This is a genomic window from Pseudomonas sp. NS1(2017) (genome assembly GCF_002269425.1).
Taxonomy (GTDB): domain Bacteria; phylum Pseudomonadota; class Gammaproteobacteria; order Pseudomonadales; family Pseudomonadaceae; genus Aquipseudomonas; species Aquipseudomonas reactans.
In genome coordinates, this window is record NZ_CP022960.1 from 5083676 (window position 1) to 5099027 (window position 15352).

At 62.0% G+C, this 15352-nt stretch carries 17 protein-coding genes; 5 read left to right on the forward strand and 12 right to left on the reverse strand.

Going from position 1 to position 15352, the window contains the following annotated elements; all coding sequences use genetic code 11:
- From CI807_RS23690 to CI807_RS23700, 3 genes are read right to left on the reverse strand one after another with little or no spacing between them, the layout of a single operon-like run.
- Entirely contained in the window at nucleotides 1-735 is a 735-nt protein-coding gene (locus CI807_RS23690) for a CPBP family intramembrane glutamic endopeptidase (RefSeq protein ID WP_095016468.1), read from the reverse strand.
- Nucleotides 736-742: 7 nt separating this feature from the next.
- Nucleotides 743-1213 (reverse strand): RidA family protein, encoded by a 471-nt coding sequence (locus CI807_RS23695; RefSeq protein WP_095016469.1) that lies wholly within the window; start codon nucleotides 1211-1213, stop codon nucleotides 743-745.
- Complete coding sequence (locus tag CI807_RS23700; RefSeq protein ID WP_095016470.1) at nucleotides 1210-1434, reverse strand: DUF6434 domain-containing protein; 225 nt, start codon at nucleotides 1432-1434, stop codon at nucleotides 1210-1212. Before CI807_RS23700 ends, CI807_RS23695 begins: the two co-directional genes overlap by 4 nt.
- Before the next feature lie 247 nt (nucleotides 1435-1681).
- Between CI807_RS23700 and CI807_RS23705 the strand changes: the two genes are divergently transcribed.
- Nucleotides 1682-2113, forward strand: a complete 432-nt coding sequence (locus CI807_RS23705) for a nuclear transport factor 2 family protein (protein WP_016979456.1) — start codon at nucleotides 1682-1684, stop codon at nucleotides 2111-2113.
- Nucleotides 2114-2141: 28 nt separating this feature from the next.
- Here the strand turns inward: CI807_RS23705 and CI807_RS23710 are convergent, their stop codons facing one another.
- The gene (locus tag CI807_RS23710; protein ID WP_095016471.1) at nucleotides 2142-3467 is read right to left on the reverse strand and encodes a PLP-dependent aminotransferase family protein; all 1326 of its coding nucleotides are present in this window, start codon (nucleotides 3465-3467) and stop codon (nucleotides 2142-2144) included.
- An 89-nt stretch (nucleotides 3468-3556) separates the two neighbouring features.
- Between CI807_RS23710 and CI807_RS23715 the strand changes: the two genes are divergently transcribed.
- A complete protein-coding gene (locus tag CI807_RS23715; protein ID WP_095016472.1) occupies nucleotides 3557-4447 on the forward strand; it encodes a DMT family transporter in 891 nt (296 codons plus the stop codon).
- On the opposite strand, the gene CI807_RS23720 is transcribed toward CI807_RS23715, so the two are convergent.
- Nucleotides 4444-4998 carry a YceI family protein gene (locus CI807_RS23720; protein ID WP_095016473.1) on the reverse strand — a complete coding sequence of 185 codons (555 nt, stop codon included), beginning with the start codon at nucleotides 4996-4998 and terminating at the stop codon, nucleotides 4444-4446. The two genes, CI807_RS23715 and CI807_RS23720, sit on opposite strands and share 4 nt — an antisense overlap.
- A 136-nt stretch (nucleotides 4999-5134) precedes the next feature.
- Here CI807_RS23720 and CI807_RS23725 point away from each other — a divergent pair, with 136 nt between their 5' ends.
- Complete coding sequence (locus CI807_RS23725; RefSeq protein WP_095016474.1) at nucleotides 5135-5629, forward strand: PaaI family thioesterase; 495 nt, start codon at nucleotides 5135-5137, stop codon at nucleotides 5627-5629.
- A gap of 43 nt (nucleotides 5630-5672) precedes the next feature.
- Complete coding sequence (yghX, locus tag CI807_RS23730) at nucleotides 5673-6560, forward strand: YghX family hydrolase (RefSeq protein WP_095016475.1); 888 nt, start codon at nucleotides 5673-5675, stop codon at nucleotides 6558-6560.
- Here yghX and CI807_RS23735 read toward each other — a convergent pair.
- A complete protein-coding gene (locus CI807_RS23735; RefSeq protein ID WP_095016476.1) occupies nucleotides 6557-7432 on the reverse strand; it encodes a LysR family transcriptional regulator in 876 nt (291 codons plus the stop codon). The two genes, yghX and CI807_RS23735, sit on opposite strands and share 4 nt — an antisense overlap.
- 128 nt (nucleotides 7433-7560) lie before the next feature.
- Here CI807_RS23735 and ampC point away from each other — a divergent pair, with 128 nt between their 5' ends.
- Nucleotides 7561-8715 (forward strand): class C beta-lactamase, encoded by a 1155-nt coding sequence (ampC, locus tag CI807_RS23740; protein ID WP_095016477.1) that lies wholly within the window; start codon nucleotides 7561-7563, stop codon nucleotides 8713-8715.
- A 109-nt stretch (nucleotides 8716-8824) separates the two neighbouring features.
- Here the strand turns inward: ampC and dctM are convergent, their stop codons facing one another.
- The 6 genes from dctM to CI807_RS23770 form a co-directional block, all read right to left on the reverse strand.
- Complete coding sequence (gene dctM, locus CI807_RS23745) at nucleotides 8825-10105, reverse strand: C4-dicarboxylate TRAP transporter large permease protein DctM (protein ID WP_012724622.1); 1281 nt, start codon at nucleotides 10103-10105, stop codon at nucleotides 8825-8827.
- Nucleotides 10105-10737: a TRAP transporter small permease gene (locus CI807_RS23750; protein WP_095016478.1), complete on the reverse strand. Its 633-nt coding sequence runs from the start codon at nucleotides 10735-10737 to the stop codon at nucleotides 10105-10107. Before CI807_RS23750 ends, dctM begins: the two co-directional genes overlap by 1 nt.
- Nucleotides 10738-10871: 134 nt before the next feature.
- Nucleotides 10872-11861, reverse strand: a complete 990-nt coding sequence (locus CI807_RS23755) for a TRAP transporter substrate-binding protein (RefSeq protein ID WP_095016479.1) — start codon at nucleotides 11859-11861, stop codon at nucleotides 10872-10874.
- Nucleotides 11862-11963: 102 nt separating this feature from the next.
- Nucleotides 11964-12779: a CoA ester lyase gene (locus tag CI807_RS23760; RefSeq protein ID WP_095016480.1), complete on the reverse strand. Its 816-nt coding sequence runs from the start codon at nucleotides 12777-12779 to the stop codon at nucleotides 11964-11966.
- An 18-nt stretch (nucleotides 12780-12797) separates the two neighbouring features.
- Complete coding sequence (locus CI807_RS23765) at nucleotides 12798-13991, reverse strand: CaiB/BaiF CoA-transferase family protein (RefSeq protein WP_095016481.1); 1194 nt, start codon at nucleotides 13989-13991, stop codon at nucleotides 12798-12800.
- Nucleotides 13992-14000: 9 nt separating this feature from the next.
- A complete protein-coding gene (locus CI807_RS23770; RefSeq protein ID WP_095016482.1) occupies nucleotides 14001-15350 on the reverse strand; it encodes an MmgE/PrpD family protein in 1350 nt (449 codons plus the stop codon).
- Between the last annotated feature and the right edge of the window lie 2 nt (nucleotides 15351-15352).

Here is a 15352-nt window from a genome sequence, read left to right on the forward strand (position 1 = left end):
TCAGTGCATGGGCACGGCAATCAACAGGATTGCCGTGCCATGGGTCAATGTCGCCGCCAACACCCCGTAGCGCATGCGCACCAGCGCACAGGCCAACCCTTCCGCCAGGGTAAACAGCAACACCGGCCAGCCCAGTTGTGTAACGCTCAGTGCCAGGAACGTATGACAGGCCGCAAACGCCACGCCACTGATCAGTGCCGCACGCAACGGCGTGACATGTTGCTCCAGATAGCCCTGCAAAAACCCGCGAAACAGCACCTCTTCCAACGCATTGGCGCCGTAGGCCAGCACCACCATGCCAGGCAGCCATACCCAATAACCTGGAAACTGCCACGCCTCGATGCCCTGGTAGAACCGCAGCGGCACGCCGATCAAGCAACCGACCGCAAGCCCGACCGTAACGCCGGACGCGAGTGATCCCCGGACCCACACGATCAACCGCGAAAGGTCAGGTGCCACGCGCATGAGCAATGTGATCAACAGCACCGACAAACCGCCCAGCGCCGCCAACACAAAGGTATTGGCCGTGAAGGCAAGCTGCACCTCGCTGCCCAGCGACCACATGCCCAAGGGCGTCATCACATCGCGTATCAGCACGAACGCCGTCAGCAGAATCAGGATACGCAGCGCCGTCAGCGACCGGGGCGTGAGTGCGAACCACAGGCCAAACAAGGCCAAGCCTGGTGCCAGGTAAGTGCTGTAGTTGATCAGTACCGCCATGCCTTGAGTAATCATCGATGGCTCAACCGTGCGCCACCGCAATCATATCGATCTCCACCGCCGCCGATTTCGGCAACTGCATCACGCCAATCGACGTGCGCGTGTGCACCCCGGCGGCGCCCAAAATCTCGTGCAGCAAGTCCGACGCGCCGTTGGCCACTTCACTCTGCTGATCAAAATCCTCGGCACTGCGCACGTACACGGTGATGCGCGGAATTGCCTTGACCTGGTCCAGCGAACCCAAGGCCTGCTTGAGCAACCCCAGGCAGCGCAACGCGCTGATACCAGCGGCGATTTGTGCCTGGGCCAAGGTCAAGGTGTCTCCAACCCTGCCCGGCAGCACGATGGCATCGCCGACCCGGGGAATCTGGCCGCTGATGTACAGGTGGTTGGCGTCCCGGACCAGTGGCGTGTAGTTGCCACCGACTTTGAATTCGTCCAGCTGATAGCCGAGGCGTAGCTGGGCGGCCTGGTATTTTTCGTCGGGTGTCATGGGCGTGAATCCTCGTTTCGGCGTTGCCACTCATCCACCACGTCGCCCAGGGTCTTGGGCACCTCGTTGCGGATCCAGGCCATGAACGGCCGGTCGAATTTGAACCCTGGGCCGTAGTGTTCAAGCATGAAGCGGCGAACGTTTTGAGTGTTTTTGTAGTGTGGGGTTACCGGAGTGGTGCGGGTGCGGGTGAGGGTGTCGCTGTGCCAGTCAAAATCCATTTTGTCTCTCGGGCAGTGTCAGGTTTCGGCAGTAGCATAGCGATGTGCTACTGGCACAGGAAGCGAGGCATGATCCGATCAGCGTGTTGAGACATCGTATAAGTCGACCTGTGGTTTATAACGCCTTAAAGTCTAATCTTTTCAAGATATTTCGAAATTTCACTTTCCTTCCCCATCCGAAATATTGCATGGTTGTACGACGACTTAGGCTGTCGTGCCAGCCCCCAACAACAATAAGGAAACACCCATGCAAAACGTCAAAGTGCTGATCGGTTTTCTGTGCCTGTTCACCGGTTATGTTGCAGCCGCGCCTGCCCCTGCCGAAAAGGATGTGGCCCAAGCGGTCGACCAACTGACCCAAGCCATGCTGCACCTGGACCTCAAGCAGCTTCACGCGCTGACGGCCGACAAACTCACCTACGGCCATTCCAGCGGCAAGGTGCAGAACAAAGACCAATTCATCGCTGACCTGGAAACCCATACCAGCGCCTTCAAGACCCTGGAAATGCAAAACCAGACCATCACCCTGCAAGGCGACACCGCGCTGGTACGCAACCACTTCCATGCCCTGGCCGTGAACAGCGGCGTTGAAGTGCCTACCGACATCGACAACTTCCAGGTCTGGCAGAAGCAGAAAGGCAAATGGCTGCTGATCGGACGTCAGGCCTACAAGTACTGATGCCCAGCGGTGAGCCGCTGAAACCGGCTCACCACGCCACCACCTTGCGCACCTTGAGCAACGCTTCGCGCAGTGCCGAGATCGGCACCGAACCCAAGGCCAACCGCAACGCATGCGGGACATGCGCCGAGACGGCAAACGGCTCGGCGGTGGACACTGAAATATTGTCGCGCTGCAAAGTCATGGCGACCTGATCGGCCCGGGTGTCTTCCGCCAGGGGTAGCCACAAGAAGTACGACGAGGGATGGCTGATGCTGGTCAGCCCTTTGAACACCTGAGCCGCCAGGGCCTGTCGCGCCTGGGCGTCCTCGCGCTTTTGCGCCTCAAGCTGTGCCACGGTGCCATCCTCCAGCCATGCCACCGCTATGGCGCTCATCACACCGGGCACATTCCAGGTGGTGGCCATGATGGTGCGCTCCAGCGTCTTGACCCATTCCATCGGCGCCGCGATAAACCCCACGCGCAGGCCCGTTGCCACGCTTTTCGACAGCCCACCCACATACACCGTGCGTTCTGGCGCCAGCGTCGCCACGGGTGGCGGTGCGTTTTCAGCGAGGAACGCGTAGGCCGCGTCGTCAATGATCATCAGATTGTGCTGACGGGCGATAGCGACCAACTGCTCGCGCCGGGCCAGATCCATTACCCAACCGAGGGGATTGTGCAAGGTCGGCATGCTGTATACGGCGCGCACCGGGCGCTTGCGACACAGGTTTTGCAAGGCTTCCAGATCCGGGCCGGTCGGCGTCACCGGGATCGCGACAATTTCCAGGTGCAGGGTCTCGGCCAGTACCTTGAACCCCGAATAGGTCAACGCATCCACCGCAATCACATCGCCGGGTTTGAGCAGTGCCATCATCGTTACCGCCAGGCCATGCTGGGCGCCGCTGACCAGCAGCACCTGCTCGGCGTCCACGCTGAGCCCGCGACGGAGCAAATGCCGCGCAAACGCCGCGCGCTCGTGCAGGCGCCCGGCGTGGGGCTGGTAACGCAACAGCGCTTCAAGGTCGCCGGACAGCGCCAACTGACGCAACGCCGTGCGCAACAGGTCTGCCTGGCCGGGCAACGAGGGATAGTTGAAATTGAGGTCGAGCATGCCCGCCGTTACCGTCATCTGACCACTGCCCTGCCCTGGCGGCAGCGAGATCTCGCGCACGAAGGTGCCACGCCCGGTTTCCCCGCTAACCAGACCCATGGCTTCAAGCTCGGTGTACACGCGGCTGGCGGTGACCAGTGCCAAGCCGTGTTCGGCGGCCAGTTGCCGGTGCGTCGGCAGCCGTGTGCCAGGCGGCATATCCCCACTGCGGATGGCTGCGGCAAAGGTATCGACCAGGGTCTTGTAGCGGGCGCGCGGCATCGGCTGTATCCATGACAATTTTTTGATTGTCTCAATGCTCGCCCCTAGGATGGCCTGAACGCAACCCCTCCTGCTTCGGGCACTCCCTCATGGAACGTACATCCCCCCTCAACACCCTGGACACCAGCACCCAGGGCTGGATCAACGGCTTTATCGGCGTGGTGATTTTCAGCGGCTCATTGCCCGCCACACGATTGGCCGTGATGGAATTCGACCCAGTGTTTCTCACCATGGTCCGTGCCGCGATCGCCGCCTTTCTCGGCGTGATCCTGCTGTGGCTTTTCAAGGAAAAACGCCCCGCGCGCAATCAGTGGATGCCGCTGGCGATTGTCGCCCTTGGCGTGGTGATTGGCTTCCCCTTGCTCACCGCCCTGGCGTTGCAATACGTGACCTCGGCCCACTCCATCGTATTCATCGGCCTGCTGCCTCTGGCCACCGCCGTGTTTGGCGTGTTGCGCGGTGGCGAGCGACCGCGTCCGGTGTTCTGGCTGTTCTCGGTGCTGGGCAGCGCACTGGTGATGGGTTATGCCGTCGCCCAAGGCTTGAGCGCCGCACCGGCCGGCGATCTGCTGATGCTGCTGGCAGTGCTGGTGTGCGGCCTGGGTTACGCCGAAGGCGCCAAGCTGTCGCGCAGCCTGGGCGGCTGGCAGGTGATCTGCTGGGCGCTGGTGGTGTCGATGCCGGTGGTGGTGCCATTGAGCCTGATGCTTGCGCCGTCGAGTTTCAGCGGCATCAGCCTGCCCGCCTGGTTGAGCCTGGGTTATGTGTCACTGTTCAGCATGCTGATCGGCTTTGTGTTCTGGTATCGCGGCCTGGCCCAGGGTGGCATTGCCGCCGTCGGCCAGTTGCAGTTGCTGCAACCGTTCTTTGGCCTGGCACTGGCGGCAGGCCTGCTGCATGAGCAGGTCAGTCTGGGCATGGTGCTGGTGACGGTCGCGGTGATCGGCTGCGTGGCCGGCGCAAAGAATTTCGCCCGTTAACGCTGCGGCGCGACCATCTTGAACTTGATGTTGATGTCGTTGGACACCACGCTGTTGCCGGCCCACTCACCCTCGCCGATCTTGAAGTCGCCACGCTTGAGGACGAACTCACCGTCGAACACACCAATGCCGCTCTGCTCCTTGAGCACCACGTCCACGTCGACCGGACGCGTGGTGCCCTTGATGGTCAGGTTGCCGCTGATCGTGTAGCGGTTGTCGCCCAAGGTTTTGACGCCGGTGGACTCGTAGACGCCCACCGGAAACGTCGCGGTATCAAACCAGGACGCGCGTTGCAGCTCGTCGTTGGCGTCCGGGCTACCCGCGTCGATGCTGGCCAGCTGGATCTTGAGCAAGGCATGCCCGGCCTCCGGCTTTTGCGTGTCGAAGGTCAAGGTGCCTTCAAACTCGCTGAACGTGCCATACACACGCTGCCCCAGTTGCTTGTAGGTGAAACTGATCTGGCTGGCGGTGCGGTTGACGTCCTTGTACTCCACCGCCTGGGCGCTGGAACCATAAGCAAGGATCAGGGCCAGTACCGCGACCGGGGACATAAGACGTTTCATGCAACGCTCCGCAGAGAGGAAAGGACACAAGGTACTGAGCTAACACGCCATACCAGGGATTTATTCCATTCCGGCGTTTGTCCTGCTAAACAGAGTAGTCGCCCCTCCATAATAAGGACGTTGCATGTACGCCCCCTCACTCCAGGACATCACCGCGCCGGAAGGCATCTGCTACGGCTGCGGCGGCAGCAACCCCCACGGCCTGCACATCAAGAGCCGCTGGGACGCGGACGGTATCCACTTGGTCGCCGAACACCTGCCCGAGGCCCATTACAGCGGCTGGCCCGACCTGGTCTACGGCGGCCTGATCGCCATGCTGGTGGACTGCCACTCGAACTGGACCGCCATGGCCTACCACTACCGCGCCGAAGCGCGCGAACCCGGCAGCCTGCCGCGCATCGACTGCGTCACCGGCAACCTGGGGATCAAATTCATCAAGCCGACGCCCATGGGCATCACCCTCACCCTGCGCGCACGGGTCGACGGTGACGTGGGACGCAAGACCCGCGTGATCTGCGAGGTGTACGCCGGTGACGTGCTGACCGCCATCGGCGATTCGATCTTCGTGCGTGTCGACACCGGCCAGTTGGCCGTCGCCGCCCATGGTCGCGAGGGCTGATCCTGGGCTACATTGACCGCCACCGCTAATCGAGGATGCACCGATGACTCGTCTGACCGCGAAAGACTTTGCCCCCGAACTGCTGGAACTCTACGACGGCTATGCCCACGGCAAGATCAACCGCCGCGAATTTCTCGACCGCGCTGCGCTGTTCACCTTTGGCGGCCTCACCGCGTCGGCCCTGCTGGCTGCCCTGAGCCCCAACTACGCGCTGGCCGAACAAGTGAAATTCACCGACCCGGACATCGTCGCCGACTACATCACCTACACCTCGCCCAAAGGCAACGGCACGGTGCGCGGCTATCTGGTGCGCCCAGCCAAAGCCACGGGCAAGCTGCCGGCGGTGGTGGTAGTCCACGAAAACCGCGGCCTCAACCCCTACATCGAAGACGTCGCCCGGCGCCTGGCCAAGGCCGGCTTCATCGCCCTGGCCCCGGATGGCCTGACCTCGGTGGGCGGTTACCCCGGCAACGACGAAAAAGGCGTGGCTCTGCAACAGACCGTCGACCCGACCAAGCTGATGAACGACTTCTTCGCTGCCATCGAATGGCTGATGCACCACGACAGCAGCACCGGCAAGGTCGGGATTACTGGCTTCTGTTATGGCGGCGGCGTGACCAACGCGGCGGCCGTGGCCTACCCGGAACTGGGCGCGGCGGTGTCGTTTTATGGGCGCCAGCCGGAAGCCAAGGACGTGCCCCGAATCAAGGCGCCGATCATGTTGCATTTCGGTGAGCTGGATACGCGGATCAACGAGGGTTGGCCGGCGTATGAACAGGCGCTCAAGGCCGCCGGCACCACATATGAGGCGTATATCTACAAGGGCGCCAACCATGGCTTCCATAATGATTCGACGCCACGCTATGACGAGGCGGCAGCGAACCTGGCGTGGGAAAGAACGCTCGGTTGGTTCAACAAGTACCTGGTTTAGGCGTTTACGCTTTCACACATCCACCGTTTAAACGCCAGCATCGCTGGCGTTTCAGCCCGCGACTGCAAACGCGTCAACCAATAGCTGCCCGTGCTGATGCCGACGTCGAACGGCTGGCGGATCACGTCGCTCTCCAGTTGCCGCGAAAACATCATTGCCGGCGCCAGTGCCACGCCGATGCCTTGCAAGGCGGCTTCCATCATCGCCAACGAAGAATCGAACACGATGCTGCGCGGCACCAGGGTATCGGCGGGCAAACCGGCGGCCTGGAACCACAGGTTCCATTCATCGGTGCGATAGGAGCGCAGCAAGGTGTGTTTGAGCAAGTCTTGCGGTGCGTGCAGTTGCTCGGCCAATTGCGGCACGCAGAGTACGGTGAGAGGCGCTGCCAGCAGCTCACAGGCGTCGGTGCCGTGCCAGGCACCCGCGCCGAAGCGGATCGCGTAATCCAGGCCTTCGGCTGCCACGTCGACGCGGTTGTTGTGGGTGGACAGGCGCAGGTCGATAAACGGGTAATGCGCCTGGAACTCGGGCAGCCGTGGCAACAACCAGCCCACAGCAAAGGTGCCGACCGCGCCCACAGTGAGCACTTCGCGGTAATGCCCGCCTTCGAATTGGCTCAAGGTCTGGGCAATGCGGTCAAACGAATCTCGCACCACCGGCAACAGGGTTTCGCCTTCGCTGGTGAGCATCAGGCCACGGGGCAGGCGCTTGAACAAGGTCACGTTCAACTGCGTTTCCAGGCTTTTGACTTGATGGCTGACCGCCGCCTGGGTCACGCATAACTCAATGGCGGCGCGGGTAAAACTCAAATGCCGGGCCGAGGCCTCAAAGGCACGCAGGGCATTGAGGGGAAGATGGGAGCGCAGCATGCTTGACCCCAATTAATCTAATGGCAGGTGCGAGATATCATCGTTTGCCCAACGCCCGCGAACTGCCTACATTGGCCACGCCCGCGCAGGCTCTTCATTCAATCGATCACTCTCATGGAAGCGATATCATGCCTCAATTCTCCCTGTCCGGAGTGCGTAACGTGGGCGCCCTGGCGTTAGTTCTCGCCACCGGCCATTGCCTGGCCGCCGACGACCTGCGCGCCGTGGTGGACGCCAGCGTCAAGCCGCTGATGCAGCAACAGTCTATTCCAGGTCTGGTTGTCGGTGTCATCAAGGACGGCAAGGCGCAATACTTTAACTACGGCGTTGCCAGTAAAGACGCTAAACAGCCCGTCAGTGAAAACACGCTGTTTGAAATTGGCTCGGTGAGCAAGACCTTCACCGCCACCCTCGCCGGCTATGCCGTGGCGAGCGGCAAACTGACCCTCACCGAACCGGCCAGCCAGTACCTGCCTGCGTTGCGCGGCGGCAAGTTCGACCACATCAGCCTACTCAACCTGGGCACCTACACCGCCGGTGGCCTGCCGCTGCAATTCCCCCGCGAGGCGGACAACACCCAGCACATGATCAGCTACTTCCAGCAGTGGAAACCCGACTTCGCCCCCGGCACCCAGCGCCTGTATTCCAACCCGAGCCTCGGCCTCTTCGGCTACCTGGCGGCGCAGAGCCTGAAGCAGCCGTTTGATCAACTGATGGAGAAAATCCTGATTCCGAAACTGGGGCTCAAGCACACGTTCGTCAACGTACCCGCCAACCAGATGGGCCTGTATGCCCAAGGCTATGGCAACGACGGCAAGCCGGTGCGCGTCGGCCCCGGCGCCATGGACAGCGAAGCGTACGGCATCAAGACCAGTGCGGCAGACCTGCTGCACTACGTCAGTGCGAACATGAACCCGACGAAACTGGACACGGTGCTGCAACAGGCCATCGCCACCACCCACACCGGCTACTACACCGTAGAGGGCATGACTCAGGGTCTTGGCTGGGAAATGTATCCCTACCCCATCACGCTTGATGCCTTGATTAGCGGCAACTCCACGCAAATGGCCAGGGTGCCGCACAAGGTTGACTGGCTGACCCCGCCGCAGGCGCCGCACGCCGACACATTGGTGAACAAGACGGGCTCCACCAACGGGTTTGGCGCGTATGTGGCGTATGTGCCGAGCAAGGAAATGGGGGTAGTGATCCTGGCCAACAAAAACTACCCGAACGGGGAGCGAGTGAAAGTGGCCCATGCGATCTTGAGTGCGCTGGACCATTAAAGGACCCAGCGCCCTTTGTAGGAGCCGGCTTGCCGGCGATGGCGTCCTTGATTGCTGTACCGAATTCAAGGGCCTCATCGCCGGCAAGCCAGCTCCTACAGGGGGGCGACTACATACCGAGCCAGTGCGGTAGCGCCAGGGAGATAAACGGCAAGTAGGTGACCATGATCAGGAACACCAACAAGATCATCAGCCACGGCAACGCCGCTCGAATGGTCTGCCCCAGGGTCAGCCCGGTCACCGCCGAGGTCACAAACAGGTTCAACCCCACCGGCGGGTGAACCAGGCCAATCTCCATGTTCACCACCATCACGATGCCCAGGTGAATCGGGTCAATGCCCAGCTTCATGGCAATCGGGAAGAAGATTGGCGCCAGGATCAGCACGATGGCTGACGGTTCCATGAAACTGCCGGCAATCAGCAACACCACGTTGACCATGATCAAAAAGCCAATCGGCGTCAGACCTTCAGACAGCACCCACGCGGTGATTTCCTGGGGAATCTGTTCGGTGGTCAGCACATGGGCAAACAGCATAGCGTTAGCGATGATGAACATCAGCATGATCGCCAGGCGCCCAGACTCCAGCAGCACCTTGGGGCAATCGCGCAGCTTCATGTCTTTGTAGACGAACAGTGCGACAAACGCCGAGTACACCGCCGCCACCGCTGCGGCTTCGGTCGGGGTGAACATGCCGCTGTAGATACCGCCGAGGATGATCACCAACAGCAACAGGCCCCAAAAGGCACGGCGTGCGCAGGTCAGCCACTCGCGGAAGGTCGCACGTGGCTGGGCCGGCAGCTTCTTGATGCGTGCGACGATGTAGATCGCGATCATCAGCATCAGGCCCAGCAGCAACCCTGGAATCACGCCGGCCATGAACAGCTTGCCGACCGAGGTTTCGGTGGCCGCCGAGTACACCACCATCACGATCGACGGTGGAATCAGGATGCCCAAGGTGCCGGCGTTACAGATGATGCCGGCGCCAAACTCCTTCGGGTAACCGGAACGCACCATGCCGGCCACGGCAATCGAGCCCACCGCCGCCACCGTTGCCGGAGACGAACCGGACAGCGCCGCAAACAGCATGCACGCCAGCACCGCTGCAATCGCCAGGCCACCACGGATATGGCCGACACAGGCGTTGGCAAAGTCGATCAGGCGTTGCGCCACGCCGCCGGTGGTCATGAACGCACCGGAGAGCAGGAAGAACGGAATCGCCAGGAAGGTGTAGGCGTCGGAGGTCTCGAACAGTTTGATCGCCAGGGAACTCACCGAGTCCTGGCTGAACATCAAGATCGACACGGCGCCGGACAGGCCCAGGGAAATCGCGATGGGCACGCCGAGGAACATGAACACGAACAACAACAGGAATAGACAGAGCACGGCCATCAGTGACGCTCCTCATGGCTGCCGGCCAATTTGCTGGCCTCGCCAGCCTCGTCGGCCAGCCCCAACCCGACCTGACGGTGGGTAAAGATGCGGTAGAAAATTTCCAGGTAGCGGATGAACACCATGGCAAAACCGATGGGCACGATGATCACGATATCGCCCACGTCGATGCCGTACTGGTCGAGGTCCTCGGCGCCGATATGCGCGCCCATCACGGCGCTCACCCACTTGTAGCTGGCGACCATGAACAGCCCTGCGTAGGCCAGGCAGCACAGGCAGGCGAGCATGCCGAGCACGCGTTGCACCGGACGTTTGGTCAGCTTGACCAGTGCGTCCACACCAAGGTGCCCGGCAGTGCGCACGCCATAGGAAATACCGAAGAAGATCAGCCAACCGAACATGGCCTTGGTCAGCGCCACGCTCCAGGTCATGTCCTGGGCCCAGGTCATGGTGTGGTCGCCCAGGGCGCCGAAGAAGTTGCTGCTCCACGCCCATTTGTCGGCCAGGGCAAAAAACAGCGTGTAGATGTTGTTGAGCATGACGTAGACGAATGTCACCAGGGTCATGGCGGCCAGCAGGAAGGCGATAAAACCTTCCTCCAGGTGCTCCCAGACGCGCCTTAGCGTTTGCATGGCAAAACCTCGCAACAGGAACAGGAATGTGAAAGCAGATGGCTTTTTGTAGGAGCCGGCTTGCCGGCGATGAGGCCCTTCAATCCTGCACCGGTTTGAGGACGCCATCGCCGGCAAGCCGGCTCCTACAGGAGTTATTGGGGCTGGTTGGACGCGTCGGCGGCCTTGATCAAGTCAGCCCCGATCTCACCCTCGAACTTCTGCCACACCGGGCGCATGGCTTCGCGCCACAGCTGGCGTTGCTCCGGGGTCAATTCGATGATTTCGCTGGTCTTGGAATCGACGATCTTCTGCTTGGCTGACTGGTTCAGCGCTTCGGCCTGCTTGTTCACCTCGACGGTAACCTCGACCATGATCTGCTCCAGCGTGCTGCGGATGTCCGGCGGCAGGCCGTTCCAGAACTTGGCGTTGGTGATCACCATGTAGTCGATCAGGCCATGGTTGGACTCGGTGAAGTATTTCTGCACCTCGTTGACCTTCTGGCTTTCATAGTTCGACCAGGTGTTCTCGGTGCCATTCACGGTGCCGGTCTGCAGGCCTTGGTACACCTCGGCAAAACTCATCTTGCGCGGGTTGGCGCGGATCGCCTTGAACTGCTCTTCCAACACGCTTGAAGCCTGCACACGGAATTTCAGGCCACGGGCGTCCTTGGGCTCATGCAGCGCCTTGTTCGACGAGAGTTGTTTGAGGCCATTGTGCCAATAGGCCAGGCCGAGGATGTTCTTGTCCTGCATGGAGGTCAGCAGTTCCTTGCCCTGGGCCGCCTGGAAACGGTCGACGGCGGCCAGGTCGTTGAACAGGAACGGCAGGTCGTAGATCTGCACTTGCTTGGTGTACTGCTCGAACTTGGCCAGGGACGGTGCCAGCATCTGCACGTCGCCCAGCAGCAACGCTTCCATTTCCTTGCCATCGCCGAACAGCGACGAGTTCGGGTACACCTCGACCTTGACCTTACCGGGCAGGCGTTCTTCCGCGAGTTTCTTGAACAGCAGCGCGCCCTGACCCTTGGGGGTGTTTTCGGCGACCACGTGGGCGAACTTGATGACAATCGGGTCTGCCGCCTGGGCCAGGCCCGCGGCAAACAAGGTGGCGGCGCACAGCAGCGCCCGGGAAAGCTTGAGCATGGGAAATCACCTTCTTATTGTTGTGTTGTAGGGCAAGGTGCCTGATGTCACGCGTGTAGTGAATTTCGATTTTTTGATACCTGCGTTCGGTCTGGACGAACGCTAGACCTGAGCCGCCAACAGCCGTTGCGCGCGCAGCAACACCGGTGCATCCACCATCTGCCCATCGATCTGATACGCCCCTGCCCCATGGGCGCCGGCTTCCACCACACGCCGGGCCCAGGCCAGGTCTTCGGCGCTTGGCGCCAGGGCCTGGTGAATCACCGCCACCTGCTTGGGGTGGATACACAACGCCCCGGCAAAGCCCATCTCATAGGCATGCCGAATCGAGCGACGCAGGCCTTCAGGGTCATCGATGGCCGGGTGCACGCCATCCAGCGGTGCGATCAGGCCGGCGGCACGGGAATGCACGATCAGCGCCAGGCGCGCCTGGTCCAGGGCGAACTGGGCGGCCGCAGAATTGCTGCTCAGGTTCAAGTCCAGCGCCAGGTCCAACCCGCCGAATGACAGGCGCTCCACCTGCGGTGCATGGGCGATCTCGGCCACCGCCAGCAAACCCCGCGCGCTCTCGATGATCGGCCAGATGACTTTGCCGCTGGCCGCCACCACGGCGACCTGGGCTGCGCTTTCGACCTTCGGCAACAGCACGCCCGCCACATTCGGATGCGCCTTGCAGAACGCCACATCCTCAAAGTGCTCGGCATGTTCCGGCGCGTTGATCCGCACCCACACCAGGGCGGCGGGGTTGGCGGTCAAAAACGCTCCAAGGTTTTCCCGCGCCTGGCGCTTGAGCGGCTCTTCCACCGCATCCTCGAAATCCACGATCACCGCGTCGGCACCGCTGGCCAAGGCTTTGGAAAATCGCTCCGGTCGGCTACCGGGTACAAACAACGCCGAACGTACCAATGGCTTGGGCATCTGTTGAATTCCTTATTGTTAGATAACACCGCGCGTGCGCAGGCCGTCGATGGCATCTGCGGCGTAACCGAGCCTTTCGAGAATGCCTTGGCTGTGCTGCCCCAAACCTGGAACAGCGTCCATGCGCGGGGTGAACGCACCATTGCGTGCCGGCGGCAGCAACGACGGCAACGGACCCGCCGGGCTGTCGACTTCGCGCCAACTGCCCCGCGCCTTGAGTTGCGGATGCTCCCACACGCCTTGCATGTCGTTGACCCGGGCGCTGGCGATCTGCGCGTCTTCCAGGCGCAGGATCACCGCCTCCGCATCCAACTGCGCAAAGCTGTCGACGATGATCTGGCGCAGCACGTCGCGATTGGCCGAGCGCTTGAAGTTGGCGGAGAAACGCTCGTCGGTCGCCAATGCCGGGGTGAGCAGCACCTTGTCGCAGAACGCCGCCCATTCGCGCTCATTTTGCAGGCCGAGCATCACCGTGCCGCCGTCGCCGGTGGGAAACGGTCCATAGGGATAGATCGTCGAATGCGCGGCCCCAGCACGCGGTGGCTGCGGTGCACCGTCAAACGCGTAGTACATCGGGTAGCCCATCCATTCCACCAGGCTTTCCAGCATGCTCACGTCGATGCGGCTGCCCTTCCCCGTTTTGCCACGCAGCAGCAGCGCCGAGAGGATGCCGCTGTAGGCGTACATGCCCGCCGAGATATCGGCGATGGAGCAACCGGCCTTGGCCATCTGGTCTTCACCGGGGCCACCGGTCACCGACAGAAAGCCACCTTCGCTCTGGATCAGCAGGTCGTAGGCCTTTTTCTTTTCATAAGGTCCACCTTCGCCGTAACCGGAAATGTCGCAGACGATCAGGCGCGGGAAGCGCTCATGCAGCGCCTCGAACGACAGGCCCATGCGCGCGGCGGCGCCGGGCGCCAGGTTTTGCACCAGTACATCGGCATCGGCCAGCAGGGTGTCGAGAATATCCCCCGCCTCATCCTGCTTGAGGTCCAGGGTCAGGCTTTCCTTGGAGCGGTTGGTCCACACGAAGTGCGAAGCCAGGCCGCGCACGCGTTCGTCGTAGCCACGGGCAAAATCACCGGCACCGGGGCGCTCGACCTTGATCACGCGGGCGCCCAGGTCGGCCAGTTGACGGGTGCAGAACGGCGCGGCAATCGCGTGTTCCAGGCTGACGACGGTGATGCCGTCCAGCGGTCTTGGGTTAGTCATGACAGTTCCTCAAAGCCAGTCGGCCATGGATGCGGCGTTGCGCAGGTCCCAGACCTTGTCGATCAGGGCATTGGCCTGGGCCGGTGTGCGGGCGTTGCTGAATTGACTGAGGCGCTGGAATTTGTCGGCCAGCTCCACACGGCTCAGGGTGTTGCCCGGATCGCCCTTGGGCTCGTCGATGGCGCCGTGCAGCGTGCGGCCATCCAGCGTGGTGACGGTGACGCGACCGAGCCAGCGCTGCGGGTAAGCGCCGTCGACGTCGGCGTCGAGGGTCATGCTGACCTTGTCGCGAAACGCCGAGACCGCTGGATCGGTCAACGCCAGCTCATGGAACTCCGTAAGCCCGGCCTTGCCATGCACGGCGATCAGGCCCAGCACGGTGCCCATGGAAAACTTGGCCTGATGCACGCTGGCCGGTACTTTCACGCGGCCCAGTACATCGATGGCGCCCTGGTGCACCCGGGTTTCCACGTGGGCGATCTGTTCGGCCTGCAGGCCTTCGCGCAGCATCAAATCCAACAGCGCATCGGCGGCCGGATGGGTATGGCGGCATGAGGCGTGGAACTTGAACGAGGTTTCCAGCAACGCCCAGCGACTGCCCAGGTCGGCAGACAACTTGGCCGGCTCGGCATCACGGGACATACCGGCCGCCAGACCTTGATCGCCCTCCAGAATATTGCGCGCGCCGGTCAGCCCATCCGCCGTCAGGTAAGCGGCGAGCAAACCGTCCGCTGCGGCTTTCGCCGTATGCAGTTGCTTGGAATCGGCGGCATCGCGCAGGAACTCCCACAAACCGGCCGCCTGGGTGCCGGCGCTGCCGAGCAGGTTGATGAATTGTTCTTCGTTGAAATCCAGCAACTTGCCTACGGCTACCGCCGCCGCCAACGTGCCGACGGTGGCCGTGGTGTGGAAGATGCGGTAGTGGGAACGGCCCATGAATTCGCCGATGCGGATGCCCGCTTCATAACCGGCCACCGAGGCCAGCAGCAAATCGCGACCGGATTTGCCGAGGTCCTGGGCGGCCGCCAGCGCGGCTGGGAACACCACGGTCGCCGGGTGCAGGACCGAGCTGTTGTGCAGATCATCCTGCTCCACCAAGTGGGACGAAGCCGCGTTGACCAGCGCGGCGAAATACGCGCTGGTGCTGCCGCCATTGACGATCACCTGCGCCGGGCCGCTGCCGGGGCCCATCTTCTGTGCGTAGCGTTCAAACAACGGAATCGGGTGCGCGCCCTGGCTCGCCAGCGCCGAGGCCAACCAGTCCAGGTACAAATCTTCGGTGCGCGCCAGCACGTCTTCCGGCAGTTGCGCGTAATCCAGTTCGGCCAGGAACCGACACAAGGCTTGGGTATGGCTCATGG